The 20,630-nt window shown below is 45.7% G+C and carries 21 protein-coding genes; 18 read left to right on the top strand and 3 right to left on the bottom strand.

Annotation, left to right across the window (positions count from 1 at the left end; genetic code table 11):
* Nucleotides 1–63: 63 nt before the first annotated feature.
* Nucleotides 64–1,392 (bottom strand): acetyl-CoA carboxylase biotin carboxylase subunit, encoded by a 1,329-nt coding sequence (locus AC0MXB_RS07160; protein ID WP_474038965.1) that lies wholly within the window; start codon nt 1,390–1,392, stop codon nt 64–66.
* Between the two features lie 147 nt (nt 1,393–1,539).
* Between AC0MXB_RS07160 and uvrC the strand changes: the two genes are divergently transcribed.
* The 5 genes from uvrC to AC0MXB_RS07135 all read left to right on the top strand — a co-directional run bounded on the left by uvrC (nt 1,540) and on the right by AC0MXB_RS07135 (nt 5,640).
* The gene (gene uvrC / locus AC0MXB_RS07155) at nt 1,540–3,333 is read left to right on the top strand and encodes an excinuclease ABC subunit UvrC (RefSeq protein WP_474038964.1); all 1,794 of its coding nucleotides are present in this window, start codon (nt 1,540–1,542) and stop codon (nt 3,331–3,333) included.
* A 97-nt stretch (nt 3,334–3,430) separates the two neighbouring features.
* Nucleotides 3,431–3,988, top strand: coding sequence for a LemA family protein (locus AC0MXB_RS07150; protein WP_474038963.1), 558 nt, complete (start codon nt 3,431–3,433; stop codon nt 3,986–3,988).
* A gap of 14 nt (nt 3,989–4,002) precedes the next feature.
* Nucleotides 4,003–4,770: a TPM domain-containing protein gene (locus tag AC0MXB_RS07145; protein WP_474038962.1), complete on the top strand. Its 768-nt coding sequence runs from the start codon at nt 4,003–4,005 to the stop codon at nt 4,768–4,770.
* Between the two features lie 76 nt (nt 4,771–4,846).
* Nucleotides 4,847–5,008: a rubredoxin gene (gene rd / locus AC0MXB_RS07140; protein WP_474038961.1), complete on the top strand. Its 162-nt coding sequence runs from the start codon at nt 4,847–4,849 to the stop codon at nt 5,006–5,008.
* A 125-nt stretch (nt 5,009–5,133) separates the two neighbouring features.
* Nucleotides 5,134–5,640: a hypothetical protein gene (locus AC0MXB_RS07135; protein WP_474038960.1), complete on the top strand. Its 507-nt coding sequence runs from the start codon at nt 5,134–5,136 to the stop codon at nt 5,638–5,640.
* Between the two features lie 334 nt (nt 5,641–5,974).
* Here the strand turns inward: AC0MXB_RS07135 and AC0MXB_RS07130 are convergent, their stop codons facing one another.
* The gene (locus AC0MXB_RS07130; RefSeq protein ID WP_474038959.1) at nt 5,975–6,832 is read right to left on the bottom strand and encodes a MurR/RpiR family transcriptional regulator; all 858 of its coding nucleotides are present in this window, start codon (nt 6,830–6,832) and stop codon (nt 5,975–5,977) included.
* A 315-nt stretch (nt 6,833–7,147) separates the two neighbouring features.
* On the opposite strand from AC0MXB_RS07130, the gene AC0MXB_RS07125 reads away from it, so the two are divergent.
* The 11 genes from AC0MXB_RS07125 to AC0MXB_RS07075 all read left to right on the top strand — a co-directional run bounded on the left by AC0MXB_RS07125 (nt 7,148) and on the right by AC0MXB_RS07075 (nt 18,042).
* A complete protein-coding gene (locus tag AC0MXB_RS07125; protein ID WP_474038958.1) occupies nt 7,148–8,851 on the top strand; it encodes a methyl-accepting chemotaxis protein in 1,704 nt (567 codons plus the stop codon).
* Nucleotides 8,852–8,946: 95 nt separating this feature from the next.
* Nucleotides 8,947–9,750 (top strand): Cof-type HAD-IIB family hydrolase, encoded by an 804-nt coding sequence (locus AC0MXB_RS07120; protein ID WP_474038957.1) that lies wholly within the window; start codon nt 8,947–8,949, stop codon nt 9,748–9,750.
* Nucleotides 9,751–9,981: 231 nt separating this feature from the next.
* Complete coding sequence (locus tag AC0MXB_RS07115; protein WP_474038956.1) at nt 9,982–10,473, top strand: hypothetical protein; 492 nt, start codon at nt 9,982–9,984, stop codon at nt 10,471–10,473.
* The gene (locus tag AC0MXB_RS07110) at nt 10,451–11,233 is read left to right on the top strand and encodes a 6-carboxyhexanoate--CoA ligase (RefSeq protein WP_474038955.1); all 783 of its coding nucleotides are present in this window, start codon (nt 10,451–10,453) and stop codon (nt 11,231–11,233) included. The genes AC0MXB_RS07115 and AC0MXB_RS07110 overlap by 23 nt, the downstream gene beginning before the upstream one ends.
* Entirely contained in the window at nt 11,217–12,401 is a 1,185-nt protein-coding gene (gene bioF, locus AC0MXB_RS07105; RefSeq protein ID WP_474038954.1) for an 8-amino-7-oxononanoate synthase, read from the top strand. The genes AC0MXB_RS07110 and bioF overlap by 17 nt, the downstream gene beginning before the upstream one ends.
* A 15-nt stretch (nt 12,402–12,416) precedes the next feature.
* The gene (bioD, locus tag AC0MXB_RS07100) at nt 12,417–13,142 is read left to right on the top strand and encodes a dethiobiotin synthase (RefSeq protein ID WP_474038953.1); all 726 of its coding nucleotides are present in this window, start codon (nt 12,417–12,419) and stop codon (nt 13,140–13,142) included.
* Between the two features lie 76 nt (nt 13,143–13,218).
* Nucleotides 13,219–13,956, top strand: coding sequence for a PHP domain-containing protein (locus AC0MXB_RS07095; RefSeq protein WP_474038952.1), 738 nt, complete (start codon nt 13,219–13,221; stop codon nt 13,954–13,956).
* An 82-nt stretch (nt 13,957–14,038) separates the two neighbouring features.
* Complete coding sequence (gene rapZ / locus AC0MXB_RS07090) at nt 14,039–14,917, top strand: RNase adapter RapZ (protein ID WP_474038951.1); 879 nt, start codon at nt 14,039–14,041, stop codon at nt 14,915–14,917.
* A 3-nt stretch (nt 14,918–14,920) separates the two neighbouring features.
* Complete coding sequence (locus AC0MXB_RS07085; protein ID WP_474038950.1) at nt 14,921–16,282, top strand: gluconeogenesis factor YvcK family protein; 1,362 nt, start codon at nt 14,921–14,923, stop codon at nt 16,280–16,282.
* Between the two features lie 12 nt (nt 16,283–16,294).
* The gene (whiA, locus tag AC0MXB_RS07080; protein WP_474038949.1) at nt 16,295–17,251 is read left to right on the top strand and encodes a DNA-binding protein WhiA; all 957 of its coding nucleotides are present in this window, start codon (nt 16,295–16,297) and stop codon (nt 17,249–17,251) included.
* Nucleotides 17,248–18,042, top strand: coding sequence for a polysaccharide deacetylase family protein (locus AC0MXB_RS07075; protein WP_474038948.1), 795 nt, complete (start codon nt 17,248–17,250; stop codon nt 18,040–18,042). The genes whiA and AC0MXB_RS07075 overlap by 4 nt, the downstream gene beginning before the upstream one ends.
* On the opposite strand, the gene AC0MXB_RS07070 is transcribed toward AC0MXB_RS07075, so the two are convergent.
* Entirely contained in the window at nt 18,032–19,168 is a 1,137-nt protein-coding gene (locus tag AC0MXB_RS07070) for a metallophosphoesterase (protein WP_474038947.1), read from the bottom strand. The genes AC0MXB_RS07075 and AC0MXB_RS07070 overlap by 11 nt on opposite strands.
* Nucleotides 19,169–19,250: 82 nt before the next feature.
* Here AC0MXB_RS07070 and AC0MXB_RS07065 point away from each other — a divergent pair, with 82 nt between their 5' ends.
* Nucleotides 19,251–20,339: a copper amine oxidase gene (locus tag AC0MXB_RS07065; RefSeq protein ID WP_474038946.1), complete on the top strand. Its 1,089-nt coding sequence runs from the start codon at nt 19,251–19,253 to the stop codon at nt 20,337–20,339.
* A gap of 64 nt (nt 20,340–20,403) precedes the next feature.
* Complete coding sequence (gene scfA / locus AC0MXB_RS07060) at nt 20,404–20,544, top strand: six-cysteine ranthipeptide SCIFF (RefSeq protein WP_474038945.1); 141 nt, start codon at nt 20,404–20,406, stop codon at nt 20,542–20,544.
* Nucleotides 20,545–20,630 lie beyond the last annotated feature (86 nt).

The raw sequence follows: 20,630 nt of genomic DNA, 5'->3' as shown, positions 1-20,630 counted from the left end.
CGCCAAGCCCTACAGGCTTGAACAAATAGGCTTTTATAATAAGGGTCTAAACCTTATTAACGATTAGAGCGCCATCTTTTTGGCAACAAATTGTGTGTCAATGTCGCCTGAACAAAAGAGGGCATTGCTGAGCACTTGCTGGTGGAACGGAATGGTTGTGTGAATACCGCCAATTCGGTATTCGGCAAGTGCTCTTTCCATAATGCGAATTGCTTCGCCGCGAGATCTGCCAAGAACCATGACCTTGGCAATCAGAGAATCATAATAAGGCTGGATCGTAGAGCCGGCCATGACGCCGCTGTCGACACGGACAGAAGGACCGCCTGGCTGATGGTAAATGGAGATCGTTCCAGCCGAAGGAAGAAATTGCTGAGCAGGGTCCTCAGCGTTAATGCGGCACTCAATGGCATGACCATGAAAGGTGATATCTTCCTGATTGAGATTGAGGACTTTCCCTGCAGCAATTTTAATTTGTTTTTTCACTAAATCTACACCGGTAACAAGCTCGGTAATCCCATGTTCAACTTGAACACGCGGATTGATTTCCATAAAGTAGAAATTTCCTGAATGATCCATTAAAAACTCTACTGTACCGATATTGCGATAATGCACTGCTTTGGCAGCACGAACAGCTAGTTCCCCAACGCGGTTGCGCAAGGCGCTGGTAAGGGCGCTGGAAGGACATTCTTCTAACAGCTTTTGATTGCGTCGCTGCAAAGAACATTCGCGTTCGCCTAAGTGAATGGTATGACCATAGTGGTCAGCTAAAATTTGTACTTCAATATGACGTGCGCCTGTAATATAGTGTTCTAGTAGAAAGGTATGTACTTGACCAGCACTTTCTAACATTTCATAATTGTGAAGGAGTTCTTCTTCCGTATTGCAAATTATCATACCGTGACCGCCGCCGCCGGTACTTGGTTTTAAAATAACCGGATAGCCAACTTCACGGGCAATTGCGATTGTAGCTTCTTTGGTAGTTAATAGACCGCTGCCTTCAATTAAAGGGATGCCGATTGTTTTCATAGCAGCTCTTGCAGCGTCTTTATTGCCGACTTGATTTAGCGTTGCGGCAGTAGGACCTACAAAAGTAAGGCCTGCAGCTGTTACTGCTTCGGCAAATTCAGCGTTTTCAGAGAGAAACCCGTAGCCAGGATGAATGGCGTCGGCTTGCACTGTTTTGGCAGCGTTAATCAGCGCTGTACTGTTTAAATAGCTGCTGACCGCGTCAGCAGGACCGATACGGCAGGAGTAGTCGGCAAGCTGCACGTGCAGAGAATCTACATCTGCATCAGAGTACACGGCAACTGTTTTTACTCCAAGCTCCTGGCAGGCCCTGATAATTCGGACAGCAATCTCACCGCGGTTGGCAATGAGCAGTCGATTGAACATCGTCTAGACCTCCATTAGCAAATGATATATAATTTATACTTGGTCCTAATATCAACTATTATAAGACGCAAATATTATTTTGGCAACTAGAATAAAAGAAATTCTCTAAAAACACAGTATTTTGTATACAAAAATAGGAGGACTAACATGACAGAAGAGGTGGCAGAAAAACTCAAAGTATTGCCAGATCGTCCAGGCTGTTACCTCATGAAGGACAGTCAGGGGAAAATTATATACGTTGGCAAGGCTGTCAATTTAAAAAATCGCGTTCGTTCTTATTTTCAGGTAAGCGCAAATCATTCGCCCAAGGTTAAGGCGATGGTATCACATATTGCTAATTTGGAAACGATTATTACAACGTCCGAAATTGAGGCGCTGATTTTAGAATGTAATTTGATTAAGAAGCATCGTCCGAAATATAATATTAGTCTGCGCGACGATAAAACCTTTCCTTATATTAAAGTTACCGTGGGTGAGACCTTTCCTCGTTTGTATGTGACGCGGAAGGTTTTAAAAGACGGCGCTCGTTATTTCGGTCCCTTTACGAATGCTGGCGCCATGCACGAGACGGTAAAATTAATTCGGCAGCTTTTTCCGCTACGGACTTGTCCCAAATTGCATGGACAAAGACCTTGTCTGCAGTTCCATATTAAGCGATGTCTAGCACCGTGTACCGGGCTGGTTCGGGCGGAAGAGTATCGCGAAATGGTCGACTCGATTTGTCTCTTTTTAGAAGGGCGTAGCGATAATGTGACCAAAAAACTGCGAAAGAGTATGGAAGTCGCAGCAGAGGCTCTTGACTTTGAAACGGCAGCTAGACGGCGGGATCAGCTTGCTGCCATTGCGCAGGTACAGGCGAAGCAGAATATTGTAACAGGCTCTGGGGATCAGGATGCTATTGGGCTTGCTAGGTCCGCTGTCGGTACGTGTGTGCAAGTCTTTTTTATTCGCAGTGGTAAGCTCATTGGCCGTGATCACTTTTTGCTTGCTGGTAGTGAGGCGGAGGACGATAGCGCTGTTTTAGACGCTTTTTTAAAGCAGTACTATAATCAAACTACTTTTATACCCCGTGAAATTCTTTTACCGCTTCCTGTACCAGAGCAAGAACTTTTCGCCCAGTGGCTCAGCGAAACAAAAGGCGGTTCGGTGAAATTGATCACGCCGCAGCGCGGTACGAAACATGATCTTGTGGCGATGGCCTCAGGGAATGCGGCGGTTGTATTAGAGCAGCAAGCTCAAAAGCTGGCCTTAGAGGATGCTCAGACAAGCGGCGCTGTGGCTGATCTTGGGCGCTATCTCGGTCTTGCGAAGGAGCCTTATCGCATGGAGTGTTTTGATATTTCCCATATCCAAGGCGCTGAAACGGTAGCCTCTATGGTCGTTTTTGAAGGCGGTAAACCCAAGAAAGAGGATTATCGGCGCTTTAAGCTGAAAACAGTGGAAGGGAAACCTGATGACTTCAAATCGATGCAAGAGGTGGTCGGGCGTCGCTATGGTAAGGAAGATTGGCCGTTACCTGATTTGATTATCATTGACGGCGGCAAAGGGCAGTTGAGTTCCGCCCTGACAGTGATTCGCGACTGTGGTTATGATGGTCCCGTGGTGGGGCTTGCCAAGGAATTTGAACATATCTTTCGCGAGGGTGAATCGGATCCGGTGATTTTACCGCGCCATAGCCAAGCGCTTTATTTGGTGCAGCGTATTCGCGACGAGGCTCACCGCTTCGCCATTACCTATCATCGTAAGCTTCGGTCGAAACGGAATCTGGTTTCCGTTCTTGACCATGTACAAGGAATTGGCCCCAAACGGCGTCAGGCCTTGTGGGATCATTTTGGTACTTTGGCGAAAATCAAGGCGGCTTCCGTAGCAGAATTGCTGGCGGCGGAAGGGATGAATCAAGCGGCGGCAGAAGCTGTATATCTTTTCTTTCGCCAGAAGTAAAAAGCTTTTGTTTTTTGGGACAGACGTAGTAAAATGAAAGTACCAACAATTATTTGGTATTTGATAACAAATCAGAAAATCGAGGGGGCTTTGGTCAATGCAAAATAAAACATTATGGGTTGTAATCGGGGTCATTGTTTTACTGCTCATTGGATCTGTGTCAAGCTATAACGGTTTGGTCAATCTGAATGAAAATGTAAATGGAAAGTGGAGCCAGATTGAAAATCAATTACAGCGCCGCAGTGATCTTATCCCCAACTTAGTGAATACAGTCAAAGGCTATGCAGCTCATGAACAAAGCGCGATTCAAGCCGTAGCTGATGCGCGTGCCAAATTAGGCGGGGCACAGGGACCGGCAGCGAAAGCGGCGGCAAATGGTGAATTAAACGGGGCTTTAAGCAGACTTTTGGTTGTGGCGGAAAACTACCCGAATTTAAAAGCTGATAAAAATTTCCGGCAGTTAATGGATGAGTTAAGCGGCACAGAGAATCGGATTGCTGTAGCTCGCAAGGACTACAATGATTCGGTACAGCTTTATAATACGAAAATCCGTACTTTGCCGACGAGTATTTTTGCCGGAATGATGGGCTTTATGCCGAAAGAGTACTTCAAGGCTGATGAAGGAGCAAAAGAGGTGCCGAAAGTTCAATTTTAAGTGAGGCGATTAGCTTGAAGAAATGGCTTATCGGATTACTGCTTCTTACAAGCTTGCTTTTGCCTTCGCTGGCAGCGGCGCAGGTTGCTATTCCGCCTGCGCCGACATCAAGCATTTACGTACAGGATTACGCTGGCGTTTTAGGGGCGGAAGCAAAGAATAAAATCAATGAAGTCGGGGCAAGACTAGCAGCGAAAACAAAGGCTCAGGTTGTTGTGGTTACCTTAAAATCGACAGAAGGACAAGCCATTGACGAACTGGGCCTTGCTTTTTTACGACAGTGGGGTATTGGCGATAAGAAATTAAATAATGGTGTAGTCTTGCTTGTGGCGGTAAATGATCGACAGTCACGCATTGAAGTCGGTTATGGCCTGGAGGGCGCGCTGCCTGACGGAAAAACCGGGCGCATTCAAGATGAGTATATGATTCCTTATTTTAAAAATAATCAATATGAGCAAGGAATTTTGAATGGCTATTTTGCGATCATCGGAGAAACGGCGAAAGAATACAATGTAGATATTGCCCGACCAGAAGCGCGCGCTCACAGCACGGCGCAGCAGACAAACAGTACGAATATTCCCGAATGGCTGCAAATTGCCGGTATTGCCTTGCTAGTGCTGCTGTTGGTAAGTGACTGGGTATTTTTTGGCGGTTTTATAACTGGTATGATCTTATCTATTTTATTTCGACGCGGCGGCGGTGGTGGTTTTGGCGGCGGCTCCGGCGGAGGCGGCTATGGCGGTGGCAGCGGCGGCGGCGGTGGCTCAAACAGAAACTGGTAATCTGAGAATTTGTATGGTAAAATAATAATATCTTCATAATACTAAATAGCGAAAAGAAAAAGGAGTGTTTACTAATATGGCAAAGTATGTATGCGTAGTTTGCGGTTATGTTTATGATGAAGCAGCTGGGGATCCTGATAACGGTTTAGCACCAGGAACAACTTTCGACAGCCTTCCAGATGATTGGGTATGTCCTCTCTGTGGCGTAGGCAAAGATCAGTTTGAAAAACAAGAATAGTAGTGATACAAAAGGTTCTGCAGAAGCAGAACCTTTTTTTAGAATATTTTAGAAATATTTCTAATTAGTATCAAGCTGTTTTGACCATAAATAGTTTATGGAATGTGTGAAGGAGAGAAGAAAGAGTGGAAGAAAAATTAAAAAGTGTTAGATGGGGAAGCTTGCTAGCTATATTAACTATTTTATTTGGCTTCTCTATTGGTGTTATTATGGGTGGTGCAGAAGAAGCAATAAAGCATTACTGGAAAGAATTAGCCCAGCCTGGCTTGGCAACACTTTACCAAAATGATCCGCAGAAAATTACTGCGCTGGTGGATCGGTGCTGGCGAATGTTGTTGCGAGCACATTTACATGGCGCCGCCATTGGTACGGCCATGCTGATCTTAAATTTTGTTTTGGCTTGTTTGAATGTAGGCGAGCAATTGAAGAAATGGGCTTCCTTGGCACTTGGTTTAGGCGGACTAGGTTATGCTTGCTCATGGCTCTTAGTCGCTTTTCAGGCTCCTGTCGTCGGGAGTATACCTGCGGCGAAAGCAACCATTCATTTATTGGCCGCCCCTTCGATTGCACTAATGTTTTTCGGGGTCGCCGTTGTACTAGTTTTTGGCGTTAAAACACTTTTTAAAAAATAAACAAAGAAAAAGGCACTTATTTTCTTTTGCGAAAATAGGTGCCTTTTTCTTTGCTATGCGCCACGAATTCCTTCTTAAATTTTATAGATAGGCAAGGAGGAAGGGATTTCGTAAAAGCGGAAGTTAAGTGCTAACGTTGACGCGTTACGAAACCCATCTAATTTTTAGTAACCAGGCCAAGGAGGAAGGGATTTCGTAAAAGCGGAAGTCAAGTGCTAACGTTGACGCGTTACGAAACCCATCTAGTTTTTAGTAACCAGGCCAAGGAGGAAGGGATTTCGTAAAAGCGGAAGTCAAGTGCTAACGTTGACGCGTTACGAAACCCTTCCTCCTCTTAGAGGCGTCTCATTGCAATGGCTTTACGGACTTTTTCCATATTATCAGTAATCGTATCTTGTTGCAGCAACATAACGCCCACATATAAGACATCAATAATTGCGAGGTGAATGAGCCGCGAGGACATGGCTTCTGAGCGGTATTTTACCTCGCGTGACATGCCATACAGCGAAATATGAGCAAGCAGCGATAAAGGCGAGCGCATGTGACTTGTCAGAGCAATGATTGTTGCACCGCTTTCTTTGGCACAAGCGGCGGCAGCGAGAATGTCTTGATTGGAACCGCTGTGGGAAATGGCAAGGACTACATCGCCTGCTTGTAAGAGTGACGCTGAAGCTAACTGCATATGCGGATCGGCATATGCTCGTACGGCGCCGCCAAACCGCATAAAGCGGTGTTCAATGTCAGCAGCGATTACAGCAGAACCGCCACAACCATAAGCATCAATGCGACGAGCTTGTGCTAAAGCGGCAATGGCTTTACTCATCGCTGGTTCTTCCATGAGTTTTAAGGTATCCTGCAGTCCTTCGGCAATTTGTTGAAAGACCTTGCCGGCAATCTCTAAAACAGAATCTGACAATTCAACTTCATTGACAAGCGATTCAAAGGGCGTATATAAGTCGCTAGCCAAGGCAATTTTGAATTGCTGGTAACCGGAGAAACCTACTTTTTTGCAAAGTCGGAAAATCGTTGATTCTGCCGTCTCGATTGTTTCGGCTAGTTCGGTAATTGTCATATGGATAATATCGGCAGGGTGATCAAGAATAAATTGGGCTGATTTTTGTTCCGCCTTGGTTAGATTATGGAAGACGCTGCGAATACGCAGTAAGCAAGCTGATTTTGATTGATCTTTCATGATAGCGCCTCCGAACAAGAAAATATACTTTTTATTTTACTATAGACTTAGGAATAAGCAAAATTTCTTTTCTAAGTCAGCTAAAATATGACTACTATGGCTTCAAATAGGAAAGGTTGCGGCTTCTCCATAGTATTCCAATCATTGCGGTATCAAATGGTCCTATTGTTTTATAGCAGATATTTTGGACTGCAAAATTTTCAGTCAATAGTCTCTTGTAAAATAATGTTGTAAATAATAAAATGAAATTAGATAAAGTAGAAAAAAGAGAAAAATAGAAAAATGTGGGAAAATTACAAGGCGGGGGGACTAATTATGGGGAATGTTCGGTTTTCAATGGGGATGCAGCTTGCTTTAATGTTTACTGTAGTGGTTGTTTTGTTTATGGGCATTTTAGGATTTACTTTATTAGAATTTCGCCAAGCGGGACGGGAAGCTGATGTGATTGTCAATCGTACGGCAGTAGATCTTGCGACGATAAAAAGCGGTCATACAGAGTTTACGCGGGCTTTACTCAATATGAGAGGCTTTCTGTTCTATCCTGATGGGATGGCCGTTTATGAAAAAAATTATCGCGATAGTATCGTAAAGAGTTTGGATTTAATTAAGGAATATAATCAGACCGTTACTGCGACGGAACGAAAAAGTGAGGGCGAAAAAATACAAAAGGCCTTAGAGTGGTATATAGATTATGCGGATAAACGGATGATTCCGGCAAGAAAAAGTAATGCGCCTAATTGGCTTGCTTTGACTGGCGAAGGGCGTAACGCCGTTACGGAAATTGATGCAGGGTTTGCGAAATTAGCGGAAGCGCAGCAAGTTTATTTGGTAAGCCAAGGTCAAAAAATCGTGACTTCTTCCGAGAGAAATAGCCAGATAGCAGCAATTTTGAGCGGTGTTATTCTCGTTGTGGTTATTTTGCTGATCTTTTTATACAGTCGTCATTTATCAACGCGTCTTGATCGTGTCTGTCGTAATCTTGAGCAGGTCGGTCAATTGAATTTATCAGGCAATCCGATTCCTATTATTCGTAATGATGAATTAGGCGATATTGGTCGCATTGGTAATTCTATGCGTGAGTCTTTAAAGGGGTTTGTCAAACAGATTCATAGCAATAGTGAACAGTTGGCTGCTGCTAGCGAAGAACTTAGCGCTACGGTGACGGAACAAATGCGCTCGGTAGCTTTGATTGCACAAAGTATTGATCAAATTGCTGTAGGATCAGTAAAAAATGCTGATAGTATCCATACTATGTCGGCAACATTGGAAGAAATCTCAGCAGGGGCAGAGACGATTCGTCATGGTGCCAATGAAGTTGATCAGAGCACTAAGACAACGGCCGAAGCAGCTTCGCAAGGCATGGGAATGTTGCGACGCGTCGTGGAACAAAACGAATCTATTAGTAATAAAATGCAAGAAATCGATACAGTAGCGGCTGACTTATCGACGGGATCGGAAAAAATCCGTGGTATAGTTAGCGTCATTGACCAAATAGCTGGACAGACGAATCTGCTCGCTTTAAATGCGGCCATTGAAGCTGCTAGAGCTGGAGAAGCAGGTCGCGGTTTTGCTGTGGTCGCGGAAGAAGTGCGGAGATTAGCGGAACAAAGCTCTGAGGCGACGAAGGATATTGGTGATATTATTAGTCAAATGAGTGAGAAAATCGCCTATGCCGTTACGGCAGTCAAAGAAAGTACGAAGGAAGCTGAACAGGGGCAGGTATCGGCAATTGATACGCAAAAAGGCTTTGAAAGTATTCTACAGCGGCTAGCCGATGTTCAGAAGGGAATTGGCCATATTGCTTTGTCTGTTGCGGAAACGGCCCAAGGGACGCAGTCAATGGTGCAGAATGTGGAAAGCATTAGCTCAATAGCTGCTGTTGCGGCTACCAGTGCTGATCAAGTTGCGCAAACGGCTCATCAGCAAAGTCGGGGAATGGAAGAGATTAATAGCAGTGCTGCTGATTTGGCGAACTTAGCAATGTCTATGCGACAGATTGTAGAGAAGTTTAAACTCTAATCGGAAGCCATAACAGGAGTTCTTTTTCGGCATGACGAACAAAAGAGGGTACATACCAAGAAAAAATGGTACATACCAAGAAAAGAGGGGTTTTTATGCCGAAAATTCGCCTTGTGGCGATTGATTTAGACGGAACGCTATTGCAAGAAAATCTGACCGTATCGCCGCGGACGATTGCAGCGCTGCAAAGTGCTGTGGCCAAGGATGTAGTTGTTACCATAGCTACAGGCAGAATGTTTGCTTCTGCGGTGATCTTTGCCAAGCAGATCGGACTCGATGTTCCTTTGATCACTTATAATGGCGCTTTGATCCAATCCGCTTTATCAGGGGAGGTACTTTATCATCAGCCGATTCCTAGTCCTATTGCCAAAGAAATTCTTACTTTGTTTCAAGATAAAGGGTGGTATATTCAAGCCTATGCTGATGATAAACTCTATGTGGATCAGCTTAATGCGATTGCCAAGACCTATGCTAGTCGCGTAAAGGTAGAGGCGGTAGCGATCGGCAAGGATCTCTATCGGCTTGCTAAAGCGCCTACGAAGCTTTTGGGCATGGTGGGAGAACAGCAGGTGGCAAGCGTCATTGATGAATTACATCGTTTGTATCCTGGCGAGATTTACGCAACAAGCTCTCAGCCTGGCTATGTCGAAATTATGCATGCCGCAGTCAATAAAGGGGCAGCTCTAGATTTGTTGGCCAAACGATTCTCTATTTCGCAAGAAGAAGTGATGGCGTTGGGAGATTCGCTCAATGATACAGATATGATTTCTTTTGCCGGCTGGGGGGTTGCTATGGGAAATGGCGCTTCGGCCGTGAAAGCGATTGCTCAGGCGGTTACCGACACGAATGACAATGATGGCGTTGCTAAAGCTATAGAAAAATATGTATTGGACATTTGATTCGTCTGAATTCTTTGCCTTTACTTTTAGTGAATTTTGCAGTATAGTGATAATTGTAAACTAAATAAGAATAATAAGTTAACCGTTGCGGCGTAGCTTTGGCGATTTTTATCGCGGCAGCGGTTTTTCTTTCGATTTAATGTTAACCTATTAATTTTATTTGGTTTACGTAGATTATTACAAAGGTTTATTTCATATTATTCATGTTGGAAAGGCGGCCAAAGAAAAATTATGCGAGTACAGGATATGACAGTCACAGCACTTTTGTCGGCGCTTATTGCGGTATCTGGTTCGTTAAAGCTGCCGGGCATTCTACCAGGAACGGAATTTCAATTGTCAGCGCCTTTAGCGGTAGCCGTTTGCGCTGTCTATGGTTTTCGACGGTATTTTTTAGCGGGGGTTTTGGCAAGTTTAGCCATGCTGCTATTGGGGACGCAAACTATATTTAATACGGCGATTGCACTACTCTTTCGCCTAACAGCAGGCGCGGTGTTGGCACTTGGTGGAACCTCCTTTATTACTGTTGCTATAGCTGGGCCTATCGCTTCGTTTGCGGCAAGATTGACGTTGATGTTGGTGATTGGGCAGGCAGCTTGGGCCGTTGTGTTTGCTGCTGTACCAGGCATGGTTTATACGGCGATTGCGGCTTGGCCGCTTACCTTATTGTTGCGGCGGGTTCGTCGGGAAACAGAGAGGGCTTATGAGCATGTTATACAGCGTTAAGATGCGTTCGGCTCAAGGTGGGTCGCACGAAATGGGCGGACGTCATATATCAGGCGCCGAACGGATTGTCCGTGAAGAAGTTGTGAAGCAGGCGGCGCTGGCGATGATTGAGCGGGCTTTCCGTCATAGTCGCGGTGCCGCCGATTTTATTAATCTGAAGATCGAAGGCATTGAGCAACCACAAATCCAGGAAATTCCGCTTTTGCCGATTGTTACTGGGAAAGCGGCAACGATTGAACAAGGGCGCGAACAGGCGATTTTAGCGCTAGTTCAAGCTGGTGTGACTGAGCGAGCGGCTTATAAGGGAATGGAAGCTCTGGCAGCTTTACCTGATAGCATGCGCGGGGCGATGATCTTGTCAGCGGTTGACGGACGACGCCTTGATTCTTTTGCTAAGCGAGGTGTTCGGGTTAGCGCTATGGATGTGGCTGACGGGCCGCTTTATGAGAAGTTTTTAGCGGAGCAGGGGCTTACGAATCTTCATGTTAGAGAGGCGCTGGTTTTGGCTTCGAAAGTTCAGGCGGCGCCTGGAGTTGTTGCCGAGCTATGTTGGTCTGATGATCCTGACTATACGACAGGGTATGTAGGATCGAGCCAGTGTTATTTTCGATTGCCCCACTTAAAACGCTTTGGTAGTCCTTCAGGCGGCAGAGCCTTTTTTGTTACTGAAGCAGTTGATTTAGACAATCTTGTGGATTATTTAGAGAATCAGCCTGTTTTAGCGATTCCTCAGGAGGCAGACCATGAAAAAATTCGATGAAATGGCGGCACAGTTAGCGGCGCTTGATGATAATAAGCTGCGGCGGCGCTTAGTGGACTTTGAACCAGTTACGCCAGCGCGAGTGCGAAAAGATGGCAAGGAATATATTTTATTTTCTTCCAATAATTATCTTGGACTGACTCACCACGAAACCGTCATGGCACAGACGCGTGAAGCGGTAGCCTACGGAACTGGTTCGGGCGGAGCGCGCTTGACGAGCGGCAATCACAGCGGCTACAGACTTGTTGAGGCAAAGTTGGCACAGTTCAAAGAAACGGAAGCTGCTTTGATTTTTAATACAGGCTATATGGCGAACCTGGGAATTGTCAGCGCCATGGTTGGCGAACAAGACATTGTATTCAGCGATGCCTTAAATCACGCGAGCATCATTGATGGTTGCCGTTTGGCAAAAGGAAAAACTGTCGTATACCGTCATAGTGACATGGACCACTTGGCTGAGCTACTTGCAGTGACGCCTTGTGCAGGCCAGCGGTTCATTGTAACTGATGGTGTTTTCAGTATGGATGGTGATATTGCTAAATTGCCTGAGATTGTGGCGTTAGGCGAACAGTATGATGCTTTGCTTATGGTCGATGACGCTCATGCCACTGGCGTGATTGGACCAGGCGGCAAAGGAACTTCCGCTCATTTTGGGTTAAAGGGTCGCATTCATTTAGAGGTGGGGACACTCAGCAAGTCGCTTGCGGCGGAAGGCGGCTTTGTTGCTGGCAAAACTCTACTGATTGACTATCTAATGAATCGATCACGTAGTTTTATTTTCTCGACGGCTTTGGCGCCGCAAACTTTGGCAGCGGCAGCGGCAGCGCTCGATGTTTTAGTGGCTGAGCCGGAAATTGTTCAAATCCTTGCAGCGAAAAGTGAGTATTTTAAATCGCTATTACAGTCCTACAAGGTACCAATCATGATGAGTGAAACAGCGATTATACCGATTTTAATCGGCGATGCCGCTAACACGATGGAAGCTGCGAAAAGATTAGAAGCGGCAGGCTTGCTTGTTTCGGCAATTCGTCCGCCTACAGTGCCACAAGGGAGCAGTCGGTTGCGTCTGACCGTAACGGCGGCACACAATAAAGACGATTTGACCGTGGCGGCCCAAAAGATTGGTCAGGTACTCCAAGGCATGAATTTACTAACAACAGATCTATAGAAGGAAGGCGAAAATGTGGCTGGTTTATTTATTACAGCGACAAGTACAGAAGTTGGCAAGACCGTGATTACTGGGGCGATCGCAGCGGCACTGCAAGCGAGGGGGCTTGATGTGGGGGTTGTCAAACCCGTAGCTTCAGGCGGTGTTCGCAACGCTGGCGGTCGGCTTCTGTCAGAGGATGCGTCGTTTCTCATGAAAGCGGCCGGTCTTGGCGAAGCGGAGCGAGAGTTAGTCAATCCGCTTTGTTTGGAGCCCGCTCTCACTCCGGCTGTAGCGGCAAAGGTCAGTGGGGTTACTGTCGATGTGAATGTTTTATTACAAGCGGTCGCTATAATGCAGCAGCGTCATGAGTTTGTTTTAGTAGAAGGTGTTGGCGGGATTACGTCACCTCTTTGGGAAGACTATTTGTTGATTGATTTTATGCGAGAGCTACAGCTTCCTACCCTACTTGTAACCTGGCCGAATCTTGGCGCGATTAATCACGTTTTGCTGACGGCAGAATATGGTCGTCAGCGCGGCGTCGACTGGCAAGGCCTGATTTATAACGGATGGAATAAAGAAAAAACTGGAGTATTAGAGTCAACCAATGCCGACTATATTGAACGACTTGCCGCTATTCCTACACTAGGGAAGTTTCCTTTCTCACCATCGATTGATGTCAGTACCGAAAAAACCGATTCGTTAGCCGCTCTTGCTGAACAGTACCTCCAGATGGATCAAATCATCAGCCTCTTTCGCTAAGACAGGAAGGAGGCTTTGCTTTTTTGACCGCTCTGTCCTATAATTGTAGTGAAAAGTGATGAGGAAGGTGATTTTTGTGAAATTTATCGCTGATTTGCATGTTCACACCATTTCCAGCGGTCATGCCTATAGTACGGTATTAGAAATTGCTCAGGCTGCTTCGAAAAAGGAAGGGCTAGAAATGATTGCTTTGACAGACCATGGTCCAAGTATGCCTGGAGCTCCCTGTGCTTATCACTTTAGTAATCAAGTGGCGATTCCGAATCGGGTGCATGGTGTTCGAATTTTAAAAGGGATTGAAGCTAATATTATGAATCGTGATGGCGGACTAGACCTTGATGACGATCGTTTAGCAAAGCTTGACGTAGTAGCAGCTGGTCTGCATACTTTTTGCGCCCCTTATGGTTCGATGGACGAAAATACGATGATGCTCATTAATGCGATGAAAAATCGTTTTGTTGATATTATTGTCCATCCTGGTAATCCAGAATATTTGATGGATGAAGCAATTATTGTGCAAGCGGCAGCGGAGTTAGATGTGGCGCTTGAAATAAACAATTGCTCACTAACGGCTGCGCGCAAGGGGAGCGAACCCCATTGCCACAATATCGTGAATTTGGCTAAATTGTATGGTACGAAGCTTGTTGTTGGTTCTGATAGCCATTTTGCTGATACGGTGGCTGATTTTGGCGCAGCGCAAGAGATTCTTTCTACCCATGGAATTCCAGCAGAACAAGTCTTAAATACATCGGTTGAGCGAATTCTAGATCATTTAAATCGACGCAGTAATCGTACGCATAAAGTCGTATTTTAACCATAATTTATAAATAAAGTTTTGTTTAGGTTTATTTGTTACTCTTTTAGTTGGTTATTTTTGCAGGAGGTGGTAAATATTTATGGATAATATTCGTTTAGTGATCATCACCGGCATGTCTGGAGCCGGTAAAACACAGGTTGTTCGCGCTATGGAGGACTTAGGCTATTTTTGTGTCGACAATTTACCGCCCATGCTGATTTCCAAATTTTTTGACTTGTGCGCACAGTCGGGCGGTGGCGTTCATAAGATTGCCCTGGTTGTGGATATTCGCGGCGGTGAATTTTTTGACTCGCTTGTGGCTACCTTAGAAGAGATGGAGACACAAGGCCATTTATATGAAGTGCTCTTTCTAGAAGCCTCCGATGAAACGCTGATTCGACGTTATAAAGAAACGCGTCGTCGCCATCCTATGGCGCAGCAGGGACGGATTAGTGAAGGAATTTTAAAAGAACGGGAAAAACTTGAGCCGATTCGTGGTCGGGCAACTCATATTATTGATACGTCGGAACTCGCAACTAGCCAGTTAAAGGAGCGGATTATTCGCCTTTTTTCCAGTGATCAGGAATACGAACGCATGAATATTACTGTCGTTTCCTTTGGCTTTAAACATGGCATGCCAATTGATGCTGACATGGTCTTTGATGTGCGGTTTTTACCGAATCCTTTTTATGTCGAATCGCTGCGGCGTCATAGTGGTGAAGAAACCGATGTGGCGGCGTATATTGCCAAATGGCCCATTACCCATCAGTTTATGGAAAAGCTTGGCGGACTTGTCGATTTTCTTATTCCTAACTATATTAAAGAAGGAAAAAGTCAGCTGATTATTGCTATTGGCTGTACGGGCGGTCTGCATCGATCTGTTTATGTGGCGCGACAAATTCATGATGGATTGCGTAAAAAAGGCTACAAAGTGAATTTGGAGCATAGAGACATTCAGCATAATGTCGTTGAGGTGTAGTAGATGCATTATTTGAAGTGGCTTTATCCTGGCATGAATTTTAAACGGTGGCTACTGCTTTTTTCTGTCGGTGTTATTGCGGCAAGTCTAGGCCTAGCCATGGTGTTTAACTATAAGTATATTGGCTTTGTGGAAGAGACCATTTTTCGCATGGTCTATTTGAGTACCGGAAAATATGATTACACAGCAACCTTTGTAACCGGATCTATAACCATTGTCGTCGGTTTGATTATTATGCTATTTGCCACACGTAAGATCATCCGATCTGTCGTAACAGTGCTTATTCCTGACGGCGCTGATAAGCTTGTGGAGATGATTTTTGAAAAACGTAAATTGAATCGTGGACCTTGTGTTACCGTCATTGGCGGTGGGACAGGCTTATCGGTACTGCTACGCGGGATCAAAAGCGTTACAAGCAATATTACGGCCATTGTGACAGTCGCTGATGATGGTGGTTCGTCAGGTCGTTTACGCCAGGATCTTGGCATGATTCCGCCAGGCGATTTACGCAATTGTCTTGTGGCCTTGGCCGATACAGAACCGCTCATGGAAAAGTTGTTTCAGCACCGTTTTGGCGGTACCGGGAATTTAGCGGGGCATAGCTTTGGCAATCTGTATATTGCCGCCATGACGGAAGTGTTGGGCGATGTAGAGCTAGCCTTGAAAAAATCCAGTAAAGTCTTGGCTGTACGCGGCCAGGTTTTGCCCTCTTCCGTTGATACGATTCGCCTTGTGGCGACTATGGAAGACGGAACCATTGTGGAAGGGGAATCGCAGATTCCTCTCGTGCAAAAACGGATTCATCGCGTCGATATTGTGCCGCCTGATGTGAAACCGGTACAAGCAGCGCTGGAAGCGATTACCGAAGCCGATGCCGTCATTTTAGGACCAGGCAGCCTATATACGAGCGTATTGCCTAATCTCTTGATTCGGGGAATGGCGGAAACGCTGCGCCAAAGCGATGCCGTAAAAATTTATATTTGCAATGTCATGACCCAGCCTGGGGAAACGGACGGATTTACAGCGTACGATCATGTCAAAGCGATTCTCGATCATGTGGGTCCTTGCATTGACTATGTGGTAGTCAATAGCCAAAAGGTTGCGCCAGAACTGCAGGAAGTTTATGCGCAGCAAGGCGCGCGACCCGTTATGGCGGAAGACATTGCCGCTATTGAAAAATTAGGTGTAAAAGTCGTACAGGCTAATCTAATCAGTGAGACAAATCTTGTCCGTCACGATCCTGTTAGGCTGTCACGAACGATTATGTCGATGGTTTATAAATTAAAAGCCAATTCAGAGCGAATGAAGCTACTGGATTACTACTTAATTAGCGAACATATCAAGGAATTAAAGGACGATAAATAGTTAGGTGAGAATATGTCTTTTCCCATTTCCTTTTCTAATACGGTAAAAAATGAACTGGCCCGCATGGTGGGTGGTAAAAGTTGCTGCCTAGTTGCTGAACTGGCTTCTTTGATGCGCATGGGTGGTAATATGGTAATTGGCGGCAACCAGACACTGGGAATTAATTTTACGACAGAGAACGCTGCTGTAGCTAGAAAATTTCTAGTTTTAGTAAAGCAGCGTTTTCAATTGAAAACGCAGGTCGTTGTTTCGAAAGGTCGTCGGCTCAAAAAAAATAATAGCTATTTGATTAAAATTATGCCAACGCCAGAAGTCATGGAACTGTTGGCACAGCTCGGCTTGATGCGCGAAGGCGGTATTTACTCTGGGCAGGACAAGGCTTTTTTTCGGAAGGCCTGCTGTCGGAAGGGCTATCTTCGCGGCGCTTTTCTCGGCGGCGGTTCAGTGAATCGCCCCGAAGGCGATTATCATTTAGAGCTTGTTACAAGTAGTGAAGAATATGCAAAAACGTTGGTAGGTCTCATGAAGTATTTTCAGTTTCCTGCCCGTATGACCGATCGCAAAGCTGACTTTATTGTATATTTAAAAGATGGCGATGCCGTTGAAGCTTTTTTGCGGCTCATTGGCGCTAGCGAAGCAGTCAAGACTTTTAAAAAAGTTCGCAAAGTCAAGGACATGCGCAATCAAGTCAATCGTCTCGTCAATTGCGAGACGGCAAATTTGCAAAAAACCGTTGATGCTGCTTTTCGTCAGGTTGAATTTATTAAACAAATTGAAGCCTACCAAGGACTGGGGAGTCTCCCGGCGAATCTGCGGGAAGCAGCGGAAGTACGTCTGAATTTTCCTGAGGCGACGCTACAGGAACTGGTCGATCATTTGGGGGGGACGGTTGGCAAATCAGGAATGAATCATCGTCTGCGCAAATTAGCGGAAATCGCGAAAAACTTACCGGAAAGAGGACCCTTATGAGAAATAAATCTCTGTCAAAGCCGCAAAAAGCGCTTTTACTTGTTGGTTTACTTGTTTTGGGAATTTTGCTGGCAAAGTGGCATGTGGCTTATCACAGCGGCGTGCCGATTATTGCTTATCATGAAGTGGCTGAGCATGATCCCAGTGATCTAGAGGAAGATTATCGAATTTCACCGTCCGAATTTACAGAGCAGTTAGCCTATCTTAAAGCGGCCGGTTATCATACGGTTTCACTCCATGAAGTGGCTGAAGCTCAGGCTGGGCGGGCGACACTGCCAGACAAGCCGATCGTGCTGTCTTTTGATGATGGGTATGCCAATAATTATACGGCGGCCTTGCCGCTCATGGAACAGCAGGGCTTTCGCGGTACTGTTTTTGTCATTGTAAATTCGATCGGACAAGAGGAATATCTTACGTGGGATCAAATCAAAGATATGCAACAGCGCGGCATTGAAATCGGTTCGCATACGTTAAATCACGCAGCCTTAGCGGAAACGCCGTTGCCGCAAAAACAGCAGGAAATTGCCGGATCGAAAGCGGCGCTAGAGGCCAAACTGGGGCGACCTGTAGAATTTTTGGCTTATCCCTTCGGTTCTTATGATCAAGAATCTTTTGCTTTGCTCAAAGAAGCGGGGTATCGCGGCGCCTGCTCCGGCGTTTCCGGGTATTGGCTTGCTGGCGATGAACCGTATCGGCTAAAACGAGTAAATATGCATCGGCCGCGTTGGGGGCTGCTCGAATTCAAGCTGCGCCTTTGGAAGGCCTGCTTCGTTACTCCCTTTACGGGATGATCGGGTTGGCAAAAGTAATCGTAAGATCAATGATTTCTGACTGGCTGCCAATGCGTAGCGGCGGGCCCCACGTTCCGAAGCCGCAGGTGACGAGAATTTGCAGAGTTTCTTTTTGGCGATAGCCCCAATCGACTTCAAATACTTTGCCTGTAATCAAGCTATTCGGAAATAATTGACCGTAGTGAGTATGCCCGGACAGATGGAGATCGACTCCTTCCGTCCGGGCTTTGTCTAATTCGATCGGTTGATGATCTAATAGCAAAATAGGAAGGCGGCGATCGGCTTTTGTTAGCAGGCTGTTTAGGGAGAGTCGGTCTTTGCCGGTAAAGGTTTTGCTGGTGTTATCGTCACGTCCCGCCAATACTAAGTTATTGGCGAGGATCACTATTTCGTCGCGCAAGACACGAATTCCAGCTTGCGTTAATAAAGCGGTAATTTCTTGAACTTGCCCATTGAGGTACTCGTGATTGCCTAACACAGCATAGACGCCATAGGGAGCTTGGAGCTTTTTTAATAGCGGCAGCATCGGACGGCAAGTAAAGGCGTCGCCGTCAATGATGTCGCCAGCTAGTAAAATGAGGTCAGGTTGCAGCGTTTCTAGGGATTTCACAAAGCGCTGTAGGTCTTTTTTCGTAATGATACTGCCTAAGTGTAGATCTGCTGCGAAGGCGATGTGCAGCGATGTAAGAGAACCGGCAGGTTTAGCGATAGCAAGCTTGTAGGAGCGGATTTTTACCGTACGCGCTTGGTAAGCGCCCCAGAGGAGAATCAAGCTTAGTAAACAGAATAAGAACAAAGCGCTTAGGCGAGGGGTGGCGAGAAAAACAGTCGGCAGAAAAGGGTGGCGGCGATGCAGAAATAACAGCGCTTCACCAAGCAGGAGAAAGAGCACTAAATAGTAGGAAATGCCGAACCAATAAGCACCTGTTTTTAGAAAAATATTCGCCAGTTTTGCCGATGAAGAGATTTTTCTGCCAAGTAAAAAAGCAAAAAACAACAAGAAAAGCGTAGCCCAGAGCAGCCCCATGCCAAAAGCGGACAGCTTGAGCAATCTTGTGAGACGAAAGCCTATGTAGATGTGGGTCAAGGCGTAAAAACCATAGAAAAGCATGACTCCCTTTTTCATTCGATCTTCCTTTCGCTCTAATGCCTTCCGTTTACAGACAGAAGAGCCTTTGCTATAATAAACGAGATAAGGGGGACGAGACATGAAAAAATTATTAGTACTTCTTAGTTCTGCTGTAATGCTCTTGGGACAAAGTGCTGGCTTTGCTGCATCAGCCCCGCTACCTGATAAAGTATTTGTCGATTCACCGGAATGGGCTTTGACGACTACGCAGTATGGTGGCACGCTGCTATTATCAGACAGTCCAGAAACGGCGCCAGCCGATGGCGTTCTATACGAAGATAAAGTGCATGGCGATGTACGACTCTTTTTTCACCATGTGAATGGTACGAAAGAGCCGAAAAAGATTTTAGTATTACTTGAAAATCACGGTACAAAAGAAGCTAACATTAATGTGTATCGTTATGGTTTCTCCGGTCCCGGTCTTGCTTACGGTTTAATTGGCAAGGACGCGCAACTGGATTACTTGGCAGATCGCCATGAAGCTTATACGGTGTCGGTACCGGCAGGCGGCAGTTCTTTGCTCTGGGAGCCTTTACAGAAAATGACGGTAAAACCAGATGAACTCGTAAATGGTATTTTTGACTTTAAAGTCGATCAACCCATAACCGTAAAAACGGTTATGGTACCGGAAAAGTATAAACAGGAAACGATTAAATCGCTAAAAGTATTGCCGAATGATGAGACAGCGCTGCGCGGTACCTTTGCTGGTCGTGATAAGCTGCTTATCCCCAATGCGGTTTACAATCCGACCCAAGATGGTTCCGTCGTAATTACGCTAGCCGATAATGAAGTAGATCCTTATGTGATCGGCACAGATGCGACGAGTGGTCGCCCTGTGATGAATTATGGCAATTACGGTGTCATGTATCATGTATTTATGCCTTCTATTGATGGCAAACAAACCTTTAAAGGGTATCTAAATCCGCTTGGCGGCGATTATGGCGGTGCTTTAGGGATTAAGTATGATTTTAAGATTCAACCGCCTGTATTGACTCCGAAAGATCAGCCGGTATTTGGCGCTGATACGATTACTGCGGCGGAACTGTTCGGCACGTATCAGTCCGGTAAGTCGCTATGGGTTACTTTTTCACCGCCCGGCGCTTCCAATCTGCCGATTCGTCTGCTCTTTGTACCAGACTCTCTTACGAAAGCGCTAGACAAGAAGTAATCTTGTTCGGCTAAGGGATCTATGGTACACTTAAAAAGAATATCCAGGTTAAGGAGGGACTACAATGGCAAAACATATTCTTACAATTAACAAAGAATCTTTGAAAAAGACCGTTTATACCGGCGGCTGCGGCGAATGTCAGGCATCCTGCCAGTCGGCATGCAAGACTTCTTGCACCGTTGGCAATCAGGTTTGCCAAAAGTAAGCTTCTAGCAGCCAGCCCCTGTTGACTTTTTCGCAGGGGCTTGCTTTTTTTATGACGCCTTCGGGCTGCTATAAATAGTGTGAGAA

This window comes from Pelorhabdus sp. sgz311001, from assembly GCF_055901755.1.
This window is presented reverse-complemented; position numbering and strand designations above follow the sequence as displayed.